Source organism: Burkholderia sp. SIMBA_051, assembly GCF_046534915.1.
In the GTDB taxonomy this organism is placed as follows: Bacteria; Pseudomonadota; Gammaproteobacteria; order Burkholderiales; family Burkholderiaceae; genus Burkholderia; species Burkholderia ambifaria.
On record NZ_JAWRXS010000006.1, the window covers coordinates 1 to 14,524 of the forward strand.

General features: G+C 67.2%; 10 protein-coding genes and 1 pseudogene. 3 read left to right on the top strand and 8 right to left on the bottom strand.

Annotated elements, in window-relative coordinates; translation table 11 throughout:
- From SB771_RS15600 to SB771_RS15620, 5 genes are all read right to left on the bottom strand, one after another.
- Positions 1-2,069 (bottom strand): ESPR-type extended signal peptide-containing protein (locus tag SB771_RS15600; RefSeq protein ID WP_410721807.1); only part of this gene is annotated, 2,069 nt, incomplete at its 3' end.
- 1,076 nt (positions 2,070-3,145) lie between these two features.
- Positions 3,146-4,048 (bottom strand): ferritin-like domain-containing protein, encoded by a 903-nt coding sequence (locus SB771_RS15605; RefSeq protein WP_175658751.1) that lies wholly within the window; start codon positions 4,046-4,048, stop codon positions 3,146-3,148.
- Between the two features lie 91 nt (positions 4,049-4,139).
- Positions 4,140-4,358: a hypothetical protein gene (locus SB771_RS15610; RefSeq protein WP_006749916.1), complete on the bottom strand. Its 219-nt coding sequence runs from the start codon at positions 4,356-4,358 to the stop codon at positions 4,140-4,142.
- Between the two features lie 222 nt (positions 4,359-4,580).
- Positions 4,581-5,231: an NADPH-dependent FMN reductase gene (locus tag SB771_RS15615; RefSeq protein ID WP_041491524.1), complete on the bottom strand. Its 651-nt coding sequence runs from the start codon at positions 5,229-5,231 to the stop codon at positions 4,581-4,583.
- 300 nt (positions 5,232-5,531) lie between these two features.
- Positions 5,532-5,837, bottom strand: coding sequence for an NIPSNAP family protein (locus tag SB771_RS15620; protein WP_165753762.1), 306 nt, complete (start codon positions 5,835-5,837; stop codon positions 5,532-5,534).
- 257 nt (positions 5,838-6,094) lie between these two features.
- Between SB771_RS15620 and SB771_RS15625 the strand changes: the two genes are divergently transcribed.
- On the top strand, positions 6,095-6,883 hold the full coding sequence (locus SB771_RS15625; RefSeq protein WP_175658752.1) for a GNAT family N-acetyltransferase: 789 nt from the start codon (positions 6,095-6,097) through the stop codon (positions 6,881-6,883).
- Positions 6,884-7,040: 157 nt separating this feature from the next.
- On the opposite strand, the gene SB771_RS15630 is transcribed toward SB771_RS15625, so the two are convergent.
- Genes SB771_RS15630 through SB771_RS15640 form a run of 3 tightly spaced genes read right to left on the bottom strand, consistent with a single transcriptional unit; the run spans position 7,041 to position 12,289 of the window.
- Positions 7,041-8,378, bottom strand: coding sequence for a DUF3999 domain-containing protein (locus tag SB771_RS15630; protein WP_175658753.1), 1,338 nt, complete (start codon positions 8,376-8,378; stop codon positions 7,041-7,043).
- Positions 8,375-11,776, bottom strand: a complete 3,402-nt coding sequence (locus tag SB771_RS15635) for a DUF2339 domain-containing protein (protein ID WP_175658754.1) — start codon at positions 11,774-11,776, stop codon at positions 8,375-8,377. The genes SB771_RS15630 and SB771_RS15635 overlap by 4 nt, the downstream gene beginning before the upstream one ends.
- 24 nt (positions 11,777-11,800) lie before the next feature.
- Complete coding sequence (locus SB771_RS15640) at positions 11,801-12,289, bottom strand: hypothetical protein (protein WP_175658755.1); 489 nt, start codon at positions 12,287-12,289, stop codon at positions 11,801-11,803.
- On the opposite strand from SB771_RS15640, the pseudogene SB771_RS15645 reads away from it, so the two are divergent.
- Both SB771_RS15645 and choW read left to right on the top strand, forming a co-directional pair.
- Positions 12,268-13,559: pseudogene (locus tag SB771_RS15645) on the top strand (quaternary amine ABC transporter ATP-binding protein); the annotation flags it as partial. The gene SB771_RS15640 and the pseudogene SB771_RS15645 overlap by 22 nt on opposite strands.
- Entirely contained in the window at positions 13,552-14,448 is an 897-nt protein-coding gene (gene choW, locus SB771_RS15650) for a choline ABC transporter permease subunit (protein WP_006749909.1), read from the top strand. The pseudogene SB771_RS15645 and the gene choW, both read left to right, overlap by 8 nt.
- Positions 14,449-14,524 lie beyond the last annotated feature (76 nt).

Sequence of the window (14,524 nt, forward strand, 5' to 3'; positions counted from 1 at the left end):
CCGGTGGACGTGGACGACGAAAGCGACGTAACCGAGCTATTGGTGGAGCTGAGGCCGGTCGACAGCGAGTTGATGCCGGTCGAGGTCGACGTGGAGAGCGAGCCAATCGAGCTATTAGCCGACGAGAGTCCGGTGGACGTGGACGACGAAAGCGACGTAACCGAGCTATTGGTGGAGCTGAGGCCGGTCGACAGCGAGTTGATGCCCGTCGAGGTCGACGTGGAGAGCGAGCCGATCGAGCTGTTAGCCGACGAGAGTCCGGTCGACGTTGACGACGAAAGCGACGTAACCGAGCTATTGGTCGAGCTGAGGCCGGTCGACAGCGAGTTGATGCCGGTCGAGGTCGACGTCGAGAGCGAGCCGATCGAGCTATTAGCCGACGAGAGGCCGGTGGACGTGGACGACGAGAGCGACGTAACTGAGCTGTTGGTCGAGCTCAGGCCGGTCGAGGTCGACGTGGAGAGCGACGTGATCGAGCTGTTAGCCGACGACAGCCCGGTCGACGTGGACGACGAGAGCGACGTGACCGAGCTGTTGGTCGAGCTCAGGCCGGTCGACAGCGAACCGATCGAGCTGCTAGCCGACGAGAGGCCGGTGGACGTGGACGACGAAAGCGACGTAACCGAACTATTGGTCGAACTCAGACCTGTAGACAACGAGTTGATCCCGGTCGAAGTGGAAGTCGACAGCGACGAGATCGAGCTATTAGCCGACGACAGCCCAGTCGACGCGGAAGTCGACAAGCTCGTAATGCTCGACGTCGTGGTGCTTGCCACGGCGAAGAGCTGGCTGCCGTTGATCGCGTCGGTGCTCGTCGCGCTGACGAGGCCCGCCGCGACGTTCTGGATCCGGCGTTCCCCATTCGGCTGACCGACGCTGACGACGCCGCCTGCCGAGCCCGCGCCCGCGTAATTGCCGAACGTCTGGCCACCGATCGTTGTGTTGCTGACGGTCGTCGTGCCGCCCGTCGTCGCCGACGCGGCGCTGGTCGTCACCGAACCGCCGCCGAGGGCGACCGAATTCGCGACGTTCGCGGTCGCGGCGTTGCCGATGGCAACCGAGCTGTTGGTCGCCGTGCTGCTGTTGCCGAGCGCGACGGCGCCCGTGCCGCTCGCCGAGTTGCCATTGCCGAGCGCGAGGGCGCCCGAACCGCTCGACGTGTTGTTCGCGCCGATCGCCAGTGCGCCCGTGCCGGTCGCGCTGTTCGGATCGCCGATCGCAACGGCGCCGTCGCCGCTTGCAACCTGGCCTCTGCCGATCGCGACCGCGCCGCCGGTAGCCGTGGCGCTGTTCGCGGTGGTGCCGGACGAACCGATCGCCACGTTCTGGCCCGTCGCGCCCGAGATGACGCCGTCACCTTGTGCGATGCCATACACCCCGTTGACGGTCGCGCCGCGGCCGATGGCGATACCCGACGTGGCGGTCGATGCGACGGACGACTGTCCGCCGATCGCGATGCCGTCCGCGGCGGCTGACTGCGCGCCCTTCGTTGCGTTGCTGCCGATTGCGATCGAGCCCGCGCCCGACGCGAGCGTCGAGTTTGCCTGCGAGAGCGGCGTCGTACCGTTGCCGCCCGCGCCGCCGATCGCGACCGAGTTCAGCGCGCTCGCCGTCGAGCCGAAGCCGAGGGCGGTGGCACCGGCGCCGCTGGCGGTGGTTTCGAGTCCGGCCGCGACACCCCACAGCCCCGCCGACGACTGCATGCCGGTGGCGACCGCGCCGTTGCCGGTCGCCTGTGCGAACGAGCCATAAACCGTGACGCCGGTCCAGCCGTTGCCGTTGGAGTTACACCCGGCCACGACCGAATACGTGCCGGAGCCGTCGCCGGCCTGGTTTTGCGTGCCGCCCGGGTTCACGCGGCCGACCGCGCTGTTGCTGCCCGTAAAGCAGGTCTGCTGTGTGTTGAGCGTATTGGCCTCGGCGAAGCCGGGCAGCCCGATCGTCAGTGCCGCGACGGCGGCGACCACAACGGCCGACTTGTTCGGCTTACCCCGTGCCGAATCGTGTTCGGATGCCGCGACCCAGGCGCCAAGGGCTTCGTTCCAGATCGAGCGGTATGTGCGGTTCATTCCCTGCTACCTCCAAATAATCACGCCACACACCGGTCTCTTTCGTTAGATGAATATGCCGTGCGATCGCGCGAGATCTCAAAATTGATGGGCGGAGTTTATTTGAGGTGATATTTGGAGATTGACAAACAGTGAAAAATTGGGCGTTTGAAAAGTTAAAAGATGGTTAATGGATCGTGTTTTGATGCATTCGAAAGTAATGTATTTGAAAGTGAGTGGAATGCTTCGTGTATGACTGTTGCTGAATCCGGTACGGATGAAATATCCTATAAAAATCAACGAGATAGACTTGATTTGTGGGCCGGGAAACACTTCGTCAGACTCAATGTGTAACAAGGATGAAACCGCAAACGTTTGCGATTGAGGTAATTCTTTCTGTTTTGTAATGTTGTGATGGATGCTAACTCGCGTGCATCTGTGTGGCTTGTTAATTTATTAATTCAAGGTTTTGTTGTGATTTTCAATTGTATTAAGCCAGTCTCTTTAAATTCGGGAAAACATAAAAAACAGGAGCCTGCGCATATGCTGATCTGCGCATCGCCCCGGCTGCGCGCGCCCGTGGGACGGGCATTCCACGGCGGTCGGTGTCATAAAGTTGTAAAAAAGTGCTACGGACCCATCGCGCCCGGTAATTGAAACGTCGTTTCGAATTTGTTCTATTGAGGGGACGATTGGACGGGTGTCAGATCGCCTGTCTGGGCGAGCTTGGAACCGCGCCCCCTTGCAGGACCAGATTCAGCGAGCGGGAAATGTCGGATCGTCGCCACAACGACTTGATCCTGTTTCCGGGGAAGGCGTTCCGCGGGAGGAGAGGTGACGTGCGAATGCGGCCGATCCGCGCGGTCAGTTGGAGGGAGGAAGCCAACGTCACGTCGCGCGTTGCGCAACGAATCCGGGCCCCAGTGTGTTCGTTTTCGTAGGCGGGCGGTAGGCGCGCGGCCGGCAACCGCGCCCCGGCGAGTCGGATTGCACCGCCCCGTCCGGCCGCCGCGGCACACCGTCCAGGAGAAGGCGCCGACAGGCCGCCGCGCGCGCCAATCCGCGCCGCCAGCAACCCGCCGCCGTGCGCCGCAGCGTTACTTCCGCAGAAACCGCAGCGCGAGGCGCGCCATGCGCGGGACGAACATCGGGCGCAGCAGTCGCTTGTCGTACCCGGCCATCCGCCGGTCGTTCTCGGTCAGGCACAGCTCGATCAGCTCGCGCGGGTTCAGCGTTTCGCCGATGTCGGCGGTGCTCGTCGCCGGGAAGTTCGCATCGCGCGCGACGCCGTCGGCGTCGATTCCGCGGGCGATGCCGATGCGGTCGCGGACCAGGTGCACCCACACGGCCGCGACGCGCGCGAAGAACCACGGCCGGCGCCACCACGGCAAATTGCGCCAGTACCACGCGTACCAGTTCACGAAGAACAGGATGTGGCGGCCTTCCTCCTGAATCACGGGCTCGAAGGTATCAACGAGTTCGGGCGGGAAATAGCCGGAGCGCTGCGCGGAGCGGAACAGGCCGAACGCGAAGAAGCTGTCGATGCATTCGCTGAAGCCCGTCATCATCCACGACCACTCGGGATCCTTGGGCGCCGGGTAGGGCGGCTCCGGCGCAAGCCGGATGCCGTATGCCTCGACGAGCTTCGACAGCACGACCTTGTGGCGGGCTTCCTCGCCGCCGTCCATCTCGAGTGCGCGGCGCAGCAGCGGATCGTCGATCGTCGCCGCATACGTTGCCACGCGGATCGACGCGCGGCCTTCGGTTTGGACGGCGATGTCCCAAATCGGCAGCGACGTGAGCCGCTTCCGTTCGTCGGGCTTGAGCGGGGGCCAGTCGATGACGGCCGGTTTGTACGGGTTGTGTGTATCGAGCAGCATGTGGCAGAACATCTGCCGGTGCGCATCGGAACCGATCCTGACCGGACCCTGACGCTCGAAGGTCCAGTTGCGCATGGCGTAATCTGCCGCTACATGCTCGTCCTGCAGCGTGTCGGACATGGCTGTTGTTATGCGATTACAAGACGAAAGATTCTTGCATAGCTTCCGTCATCGCGTATTTTCGTGCGAACCCTCGCTGCGGGCGCTGCGCTCAGGCCTGCGTGTCGACCCAGAGGCGTCCCCAGCGGGACGCATACGCGAGCGCGTGTTCCTCTTCGAAGAAGAAATCGATCGCGTCGAACGACACGGCGCGCGGCGACGGGCCGCCGCTTGCCTTCTCGATCGTCAGGTTCGCGGCGAACAGCCCGTTCGGCAGCCGGGCGGCGGCGGGGGCGACTTCGTAACCCTTGTAGCGGATCGTGCGGTTCATGGCGTACGCAGGGAGGATTCGGGCTTTCAGCGTACGAAAACGCGCCGCCCGCGTGAACCAATCTTTCGGCCAATGCAAATCACGTGGCGGGCCGAATCATTATCGGGGCGGGGAGCCGGTACGGAGCAGAGGCGTCGGCGCGGTGCGGCCGGCGCTTCGGACGCGCATCGCCCGCGCGCGGCGAACGTCGTCGGCCGGGCGCGGGCGGCGGGAAGACTGCGGTCAGTGGTTGGCGATCTTCAGCACCGGGGCGAGCACGTCGACCGATGCGGCATGCGAGGCCGCGCGATGCGACGCGAACGCGAGCGCGAATTCCGCTGCTTGCGCGCCGACGGTCTCGAGCTGCGCGACGACCTTCGGATCCGAACAACTGTCGGCGCTGTCGAAACGCGTTTCGAGCGTGTTCACGGTGGCGCCGAACGGCGTCGGCCAGCCGCGCAGCGCGTGGACGATCGAACGCAGCGACGTCAGCACGGTGCCGGCGGCCTGCCAGCCGTAGGCGGTGACGATCAGGCCGACCGCGCGGCCGTCGAGATACGGGCGCTCGTCGGCGCGCAGTTCCTCGAGCGTGTCGAGCGCGTTCTTGACGAGGCCGGACACGCCGCCGTGATAGCCGGGCGTCGCGATGACGATCGCATCGGCTTCGCGCACGGTGTCGATCAGCTCTCGCTGCGCGTCGGTCAGCGTCTTGTGTTCGGGGGCGTAGTGCGGCAGCGTATGCAGGAACGGGCCGTCGAACAGGCGCGTGCGTGCGCCGGCGGCTTGCGCGCCGCGCAGCGCGAACGACAGCGCGCGCTCGGTCGACGACGCGGCGCGGGTGGTGCCGCCGATGCCGACCACGAACGGGCGGCGGTGTTGATCGAATGCAGTCAAGGGGCGCTCCTTGGGATGGCTTGCCCGGCTAAGCACAGGCTTAAAACCAGATGGTAACGACCCCGCCGCCACTCTGAAAACGACTTTTCGTTCTATCGATATGCCGTGCACCCGGGGCGAGCGTGCGCGCGGCGACGCAGATGGATAGCAGAAATGCTTGGTTGGGCAGGCGTGCGGCCCTCGATAAGATGGGCTCGTCTCCTCCATGATGTCTCTACTGACATGGGTTGGCCCCGCCGCGCGGATGCTGGCGGGGCTTTTTTTCGTCCGCCGCCGGAAAGGGGGCGCGATGCGCGGCGGTTACTCGAACACCGGCCGGAAGAAGCTGCGCTCGTAGCTGACGATGCAGCGCGTTTCATCCGCGTAGCGGAACGCGGCCTGGCAGGCCGGATCGTCCATCGAGCGTTCGCGGTAGCGCTCGTACTCGGCGAGGCTCGGGAACGAGAACATCGCGAGCGCGATGTTGTTGGCGCCTTCGGATGGCAGGAAGTAGCCGTGATGCGTGCCGCCGAATTGCTCGACGAGCGGAATCCACATCTTGCCGTAGGTTTCGAACTGCTCGAGCTTGTACGGATCGATGACGTAGCGAAGGAAGCAGGTGACCATGAGCGCGCTCGGTACGGTAGGGGAGCAGCGAGTCTGGATGGAGTCGTCGCACGTGTCAACGACGCGCGCGACATTGCTTGCGCGAACAACGATCGGCGTTCCTTCATGCGTTCTCGACGACGCACGCGAAAGCCGCCGCACGCACCGTCGCAACCGTCTCGCCCGCGCGCGTTTCCCCAAACTTTTACGACATTTTTTCTTGTGACGGCGGCCGGCGCGCTCATAGACTTCGGGCATCCCAACCACGGAGTATTGCAATGCCGATACCCTGGAACGCGATCGCCGAACGGTCCGCTGCCGCGCTGCCTTCCGTGTGCGCCGATCGGGTGATCGTCCGGCGTTTCGATCCGGCAGTAGACAGCTATGCGCAACTCACGCCGATGCTGCATCGCGCATTCGCGCGGCTCGGCGCGATGGGGCTGAACTGCACGTGCGTCGACCAGGACGAAGACGTCACGCGCCGCCGCGCGCAAGCGGGCGAGTGCTACGTCGCCGTGTGCGGCGGACGTGTGGTCGGTACGGCCACGCTGTATGCGACCGATCCGTCGTCGGCTTGTTCGCTGTACCGGTGCGAAGGCGTCGCGAGCGTGCGGCAGGTGGCCGTGGATCCCGACTGCCAGAGCCGCGGGATCGGCGCGTTGCTGCTGTCGTTCGCCGAGCAGTGGGCCGCGTTGCGCGGCTATACGCTGCTCGCGCTCGATACGCCGCATCCCGCTTCGCACCTGCTGGCGTTCTACGGCGCGCAGGGTTTCGAGGTCGTCGACACGATGCGCTTCGCCGGCAAGCGCTACGACAGCGCGATCCTCTGCAAGCGGCCCGTCGTGCGCTTCGCGCGCCGCGTGTCGCCGGCGTCGCGGCTGGCTGCGCGCGCGGCGGCCGTGCGGCGTCTCGCGTATGCGTTGCCGTCGCGCGTGGCCGCGCTGGCCCGGCGCGACCCGCACGTGCGCCGTGTCACCGGATGGGCGGCACGGCGTGCGGCGGGCGCCGCGAGCTGCCGCTCGTCGCCGTGGCGGCCGCGCCAGCATGGTCGCTTCGTGGCCCGGTAACGGCGTGCCCGATTGCGTGGCGCGCATGCCAGTACCGAGAACGACCCGCGCGGCGAATTCGTGCGACGAGCGTACGCGATCGCGCATTGCGATCGTCGATAAAAGCAGGCACGTGCGGTAAACGGCGCATCAAGAAGGACACGAATGCGTGTCGAGCTTACTCGTCGCGGCCGCCTTTCGCGAGGCGCCATGCGATCGTACCGAGCACACCGACCGCGACGATCAGCGCGCCCCACAGCACGTAACGGCGCGTCGCATCCGTATTGGCGGCCGACTCAGGCTCGATCGCCGGGGCCGGCAACGCCGCGCCGACGCGCGCGGGCCGCACTTCCGGCGCCATGCCGACCAGCAGCGCATCGCGGCTCACGGCCGACGACGGCAGCGACGCATTGCCGACGCCGAGCGTGAACGGCGGCGTGCCGCGCGCGACGAAGGTCAGCGCGGCGGGGTGCCAGCCGACCGCGACGGCCGGTTGACCGCCGCCGAGGCCGCCGTTGCGCATGTCGACGACGATCCGCCACGCGCGATCCGGATTCGGCGCGAACGCCAGCGGCGGGTTGCGCTGTTCGGCGCCTTTGCCCTGCAGCCGGAACAGCACGGCGCCGGCGACGTCGCGCCACGGCGCCTGCGCGTCCGCGCGACTCTGCAAGGTTGCGCGCGCAACCGTATTCGGCTGCGGCAGGTCGATGCGCACGCGGTCGACCGGATACGTGCCGTCGGTGTCGAACAGATACTCGCCGGGCGCGCCGCCGGCACGCACGTGCACGGCATCGCGCCATTGGCGCGGCACGACCGCGGCGTCCGCCGTGCGCGCATCGTGCGGTTGTGTTTCGATCTCGATCGACCCGATCGCGGGCGCACCGTCGAGCCAGTCGAGCCGCAGGTAGCGCGACCCCGTGCCTTCCAGCGCGATGCGTTCCTGCACCAGCACGTCGTCACCGCGGCCGACCTTCAGCAGTTGCGTGCTGCCGAGCGAGCGCCAACTGCGCAGGTCGTCGCTCGCTTCGACGGCGACGCGCCCCTGATAGCTGTCGTCGCTCACGTGCACGAGCACCGCGTCGACTTCGCCGTCGGCATGCGACAGGTCGACGAGATCCGCCGCGTGCTTCACGCGAGCCGGTGCGGTAACGGCCGCGCGCAGCGAGCCGTCCGGCGCGACCGACACGCCGAGCGGCGCGCGGCCGTCGTCGGTGCGGGAAGGCGGCAGCGGGAACCAGTGCACCGACGTGCGCGACGGCGGCACGGCCGCCGCCGCGGGCGCATCGAGCGAATACGGCACGGGCTCGCCGGCGCCGTTGAAGATGCGCACGTCGCCGAGATCGTCGCGCCGGCTTGCCGCGTACACGGCTTGCGGCACGGTGAGCTGGTAATACGCGGCGCTGCCGTCGAGATCGAGCGAGAAGCGTCGGGCGACGCGTTCGGCGCCCGGCGTGGCGTCGGCCGCCGCGAACGATGTCAGCAGGCTCAGGCCGAGCAGGGCTGCGAGTCGCTTCATCGTGCGTCGTCCGGTTGGAGCGCGGCCTTCGGCGGCAGCGGCGAGAAATAGCCGATCAACAGCAGCAGCACGCCGATGCCGATGAACGACACGATGCGCTCGATGCCGGTCACGTGCGACAGGTCGAACAGGAACAGCTTGATCACCGTGAGCGCGAGCAGCGCGGCGCCGACGAACCACAGCGGACGCAGTCCGCGGCGCGTGGCCCAGATCGTGATCGCGAGCGCGCAGAGCGTCCAGTACACGGACACCGAAGCCTGCACGAGCGTCGATTCGGCCATTGCGCCGAATTCGTACGGCACGCCGGCCCAGTGATGCAAGGTGCGCAGCAGGATCGCGTTCAGCCACAGGAATGCGGTCGCGCCCGCCCCGCTCAGCAGTTCGACGCGATAGTTGTCGAACGACCAGCCGAGCTTGCGCGCGCGCACGAACCACGATGCGGCGAGCGCATAGACCACGACGAGCACGAGATCGAGCGGATTGAGCAGCGGGATGCGCGCCCAGCTTCCGCCGTCCTGCGTGAAGTTCGCATAGAAGGTCCAGACCCACATCACGACGATCAGCGGCAGCGACGCGAGCGCGCATACGCGCGCGATGCCGTCACGGCGCGTGAGCCACATGCCGGCGAACGCGAACAGGCTCCAGCCGACCATGAACACCTGCTGGATGCCGAACGACGACAGCACGGTATCGATGTCGTAAGCCAGGTGGAAACGGTGATGCAGCGTGCGCAGCAGCAGCGCGTTGAACCACAGGAACACGGTCGCGAGCGCCGCGAGGTCGGCCGCAAGCGGATGCCAGGTGATGCCGAGCGTCTTCAGGCGGCGCAGCCAGGTGGCTAACGCGACGAAGATCAGCAGTTGCGCGACGTCGAGCGGATTGAGCAGCGGCAGCCAGAAGAGCGGCGACGCGTCGCCGTCGCTCGTCACGCTGGCGATGCTCCACAATCCCAGCAACGCGGCGAGCGGTGCGGCACCCCATACCTGGTACGCACGCGGGAACGCGGCAACCGGCCAGCGCAGCCGCGAGCCAGGGCCCGACACCAGCAGGAGCAGCGCGCCGAAGCCATAGGCCCACGCGCTCCAGCTCCACGCGCCTTCGGGCACGAACGCGCGCAGGCGCCAGAAGCCTTCGAGCGAGAACAGCCCGCACAACGTCCAGAACATCAGCGTGTGCAGCGGTGCGAGCACGGGGGCGGGGATGGCTGCCACGGCCGACCTGTCCGTCTCCGCTGCTGCGCCCGCGGCCGTCGTGCCGCGCGACTGTCGCAGCAGCAGCGCATAGCACGCGACGACGGCGATCGGCCACGCAAACGCGCCCATGCCCGACAGCGGCGCTTCGTGCGAATCGAACGCGCGCCACGCGAGCAGCGCGAGCACCGGCGTCAGCGCGAGCGCCGGCCATTCGGCGATCGGCCACGCGAGTTTGCGGCGCGCGACGTGTGCCAGCCACGCGGTGCCGGCCGCGAACAGCGCGGTCGCGTCGACGACGAAGCGGTCCGCATGCAGATCGACGTGACGGCTCGCGTAGACGAGGATCTCATGCAGCCCGCCGCCGACCCACCACAGCAGCCCCCACGCGGCAGCCGCGGCGCCGACCTCCGGCATCCACGCGTGCCACGCGCGCGCTTCGTCGCGTCCGTGCAGCCACCAGCCGGTGAACAGGCCGGCGAGCGCGATCAGCAGCATCGCGATGGTCGGGCCGTTGAGCACGGGCAGTGCGGTGGTGTCGGCCGGCCCGAGCAGGCTCGTGAAGAATGCGCCGGCCGCGGCCACCTGCATCAGCAGCCCGAAGCCGAACCGCAGCAGGCGTTTCTCGCGCACGCCGAGCCAGACGACGGCCGCGCCTTCGATCGCCCATGCGGCGCTGGTCGTCGGGCCCGAGAACGCGAGCGGCACCGCGAGCGTCGCGAAGATCACCGCGAGCGCGAGCGTGGATTCGAACAGCAGCGCGAGGCGCTCGCGGCGCCGCGTGAGCCACGCGGCCAGCGCGACGTAGAACGCCGACAGCGCGACGGCGCTCCACGCGAGCCCGAACGGGATGTCCTTCACGAGCGCCGCCTGCAGCGCGGTCGCGACGATCGGCGTGCCGAACACGAGCGTGCCGTCCACGTAGTGCCGCAACGCCAGTTCGCGTTTCACCGCATACAGCAGCGCGATGCCGACATACATCAGGAAGAACAGGATCAGGAACGGCTCGGTGCTCGCGAACAGCGCGGGGCGGTAGGCTGTCACGCCCCACGCCGAGCCGATCGTGAACGTGAACACGAAGCCGAGCAGGTTCAGCGGACGCCAGGCCTTGAACCACGCGATCGCGAAGATGCCCGCATTCAGTAATGCGTAGTAACTGAACAGCGCGACATGGTTGCCCTGGCCGGTCGACAGCAGCACCGGCGCGAGAAAGCCGCCCGCGCTGCCCATGAACGCGAGCGGCAACGCGTTCTGCTTCACCGCGAGGAACGCGCTCAGCGCGCACACCGCGACCATCAGCGGGAACGCGGCGCCGACCGGCAGCAGCGCGTAGAGCTTGGTCGCGGCGAAGATCGTCAGGTACAGGATGCCGATGCCGCCGCCCTGGAGCACGAGGCCATACGCGGCGCGGCGTGCACGCACGCGCCAGCCGATCGCGAGCAGCGCGGCCGCGGCGAGCGCCGTGCCGGCGAGACGGAATTCGATCGGCAGCATGCTGTTGTCGGCCGCGTACTTGAGCAGGAACGCGACGCCGAAGAACAGCACGATGATCCCGACCCGCACGACCGTGTTGCCGCCGAGCAGCCAGTCGCGCGCGGCGCGGAATGCGCGGTCGGCGATGCCGGGTTCGCGGGGCGCGGGCGGAGCGGGCGGGATCGGGCGGGCTGCGGCTGCGGGTGCATTCGTCGGTGCACCGGCGGCGGCCGTCGCGTCGCTCGCCCGCGCGGCGACTGCCGGTGCGGGAATCGGTGCGGGAGTCGGCATGGACGTCGACGCTGGCGTGCCGGCGCTCGCGATGGCGGGCCGCACGGAGGGTCGTGGCGGAAGCGTGGCCGGCGGCGGGACGGTGGCCGGCGTGGCCGACGGGGCCTGCGTGGCGCTGCCGGTCGCGGCAGCACCGGCTTTCGCGCCGGCGAGCTGGCCGCGCAGCACATCGAGCTCGCGCGTCAGCGTCTCGACCGTCGCTTCGAGGCGCGCGACGCGATCGGCGAGCAGAACGGGTGGGGATTGCGGTGTTGCGGGCGGTGTGGACATCGCGAACGCGCCGGGTGGCGCGTCATCGCCGTTGCGCGTGCGTTGCCGCAGCGCGTGGCCGATGCAGAACCCGGCCACCGCACCCAGCAGCGAGCCGTTGGCGACCGAGAAATCCCCGAATAATGCGGCGATACCGCCCGCGATGAAGCCGATTGCGGCAAAGGCCCAATTCATCGCCTTGCTCCCTCTCTCATTTCGTTATCGTCCTTCGATCATCGCGCGGCCTGATCGAGGCTGTTTCGGTATGGCCGGCAGGCGAACCGGCACGCGCGCGCCATCGGCGTACCATCGGTAAACGGCCCGCGGCAACGTCGCGATCAGCGTGTTTGCGGGGAATGTATCACAGCGCTCGTCGCGGATTTTCAGGGTTGGCGCGGTATCACGGCGTGCGCCGTTCGGTGTCGCCGCGCGGCCTTTTGCACGGTCATGCTTTTTCCGGTGAAAGCAGTGTTTTCTTTCGTCTGAGCAGAGCGGCCCCGGAACGGACGTGAAATTGTCGTAAAACGACGCGCCCCTCGACGCGAATTGGCGCAAAACGCCATGCGATGCACACCGCGCTGCTGCGCACAAGTCCGACACCCGATGCCCGCCAGTGCTGGCTGTGCGCGTATTGCGTTGCCGCAAACGGGTGCCGCCGCGCGCTGCGGCCCGCCGGGCGGGGCTGGAGGCCGTGTCGTATTTGCGCAAGCGTTTGTCGTAATTCGTCGGCAGGTCGGGGTTTTTTCTGGCAACTATGTAGGCACGCTATGCGACGCGTTAGTCCCCGCTACACGAGGAGAAGGTTTCAATGGATGCCCCCAAGGTCGTGGTCGAAGGTCTGTGCAAGGTATTTGGAAGTAACCCGCAGCAGGCGCTCGACATGCTCGCCGCCGGTGCAACGAAAGACGATGTGCTCAAGCGTACCGGTCAGGTCGTCGGCGTGCACAACGTATCGTTCGACGTGCAGGAAGGCGAAATATTCGTGCTGATGGGCCTGTCCGGCTCCGGCAAATCCACGTTGATCCGCCTCGTGAATCGGCTGGTCGATCCCAGCGCCGGAAAGGTGCTGATCGACGGGCTCGACGTTGCGTCGGCACGCCGCTCGGAGCTGACCGCGCTGCGCCGCAAGGACATGAGCATGGTGTTCCAGTCGTTCGCGCTGATGCCGCATCGCACCGTGGTGTCGAACGCCGCGTTCGGCCTCGAGGTCGGCGGCGTCGGCAAGAAGGAGCGCGAACGCCGGGCCATGGACGTGCTCGAGCAGGTCGGTCTCGCACCGTTCGCGCACAAGCTGCCGTCCGAGCTGTCGGGCGGGATGCAGCAGCGCGTCGGCCTGGCCCGCGCGCTCGCCGTGAACCCGTCGCTGATGATCATGGACGAGGCGTTCTCCGCGCTCGATCCGCTCAAGCGCCGCGAAATGCAGGACGTGCTGCTGCAACTGCAGAAGGAACAGCGCCGCACGATCATGTTCGTGTCGCACGATCTGGAAGAGGCGCTGCGCATCGGCAACCGCATCGCGATCATGGAAGGCGGCCGGCTCGTGCAGGTCGGCACGCCGCAGGACATCATCGCGAACCCGGCCGACGATTACGTGCGCGCGTTCTTCGACGGCATCGACACCAGCCGCTACCTCACCGCCGGCGACCTGATGCAGACGGGCGCCGTGCCGACCATGTCGAAGTTCGATGCGGCGAACGTCGCGGCGACGCTGAACGGCAGCGCCGAATACGCGTTCGTGCTCGACGCCGCACGCAAGATCCGCGGCTTCGTCACGCGCGATGCGCTCGGTCAGGACACGCCGTCCGTGCGGCCGATCGAAAGCATCCGGCGCGACGCGACGCTCGATCATGTCGTCGCGCGCGTGGTCGCAAGCCCGAATGCACTGCCCGTCGTCGACGACGACGGCTGCTACTGCGGTTCGGTCGACCGCGCACTCATCCTGAAAGCCATCACGCGTTCGCGAGGTTCCCATGTCTGAAATGATTCCGCTCGGTACCTGGGTCGACCGGTCCGTTCACTACCTGCTCGACCATGACGCGGCAACGTTCGATGCGATCGGCCGCGCGATCGAGGGCCTCGCCGCGTTCGTCGAGCACGGACTGCAGGCGATCCCGATGTGGCTGATGATGGCGATCTTCATCGGCGTCGGACTGTGGCGCGTGGGCTGGCGCTTCGCGCTGTTCACCACCTTGTCGCTGCTGCTGATCTTCGCGACGGGCTTCTGGGACCAGACGGTCATCACGCTCGGTCTCACGCTGTCGTCGACGATCATCAGCCTCGTGCTCGGCATCCCGCTCGGCATCTGGGCCGCGAAGAGCAAGCTGGTCGCCGCGATCGTGCGTCCGATCCTCGACCTGATGCAGACGATGCCCGCATTCGTCTACCTGATTCCGGCCGCGATGCTGTTCGGTCTCGGCCGCGTGCCGGGGATCCTGTCGACGGTGATCTTCGCGATGCCGCCGGCCGTGCGCCTGACGAGCCTCGGCATCCGTCACGTGAACCGCGAGATCGTCGAAGCCGGCCAGGCATTCGGCTGCACGCCGTGGCAGCTGCTGTACAAGGTGCAGTTCCCGAACGCGCTGCCGTCGATCATGCAGGGCGTGAACCAGACGATCATGATGGCGCTGTCGATGGTCATCATCGCGTCGATGGTCGGCGCGGGCGGCCTCGGCAACGACGTGCTCGCGAGTATCCAGCGCCTCGACATCGGCCTCGGTTTCGAAAGCGGTCTGTCGGTCGTGCTGCTCGCGATCATTCTCGACCGCATCACCGAAAGCTTCGGCCGCGCGCCGGGCACCGTGAAAGCACCGCTGTTCTCGGGCCTGAAGCAGGTGTTCCGCGCGAAGGGCGCGCCCGCTCAAGCCTGAGCCACCGGCGGCCGGTACATCTTCCGGCCGCCTTCTCCGATTCGACACCGGTTTTCCGCGGCGTGCGCCGCGGAAC

What these genes read in the sequence shown, in the direction of transcription:
- choW (WP_006749909.1), top strand. Translation starts at nt 13,552, where the DNA reads ATGTCTGAAATGATTCCGCTCGGTACCTGGGTCGACCGGTCCGTTCAC.
- SB771_RS15625 (WP_175658752.1), top strand. Translation starts at nt 6,095, where the DNA reads ATGCCGATACCCTGGAACGCGATCGCCGAACGGTCCGCTGCCGCGCTG.
- SB771_RS15635 (WP_175658754.1), bottom strand. Translation starts at nt 11,776, where the DNA reads ATGAATTGGGCCTTTGCCGCAATCGGCTTCATCGCGGGCGGTATCGCC.
- SB771_RS15620 (WP_165753762.1), bottom strand. Translation starts at nt 5,837, where the DNA reads ATGGTCACCTGCTTCCTTCGCTACGTCATCGATCCGTACAAGCTCGAG.
- SB771_RS15605 (WP_175658751.1), bottom strand. Translation starts at nt 4,048, where the DNA reads ATGTCCGACACGCTGCAGGACGAGCATGTAGCGGCAGATTACGCCATG.
- SB771_RS15610 (WP_006749916.1), bottom strand. Translation starts at nt 4,358, where the DNA reads ATGAACCGCACGATCCGCTACAAGGGTTACGAAGTCGCCCCCGCCGCC.
- SB771_RS15630 (WP_175658753.1), bottom strand. Translation starts at nt 8,378, where the DNA reads ATGAAGCGACTCGCAGCCCTGCTCGGCCTGAGCCTGCTGACATCGTTC.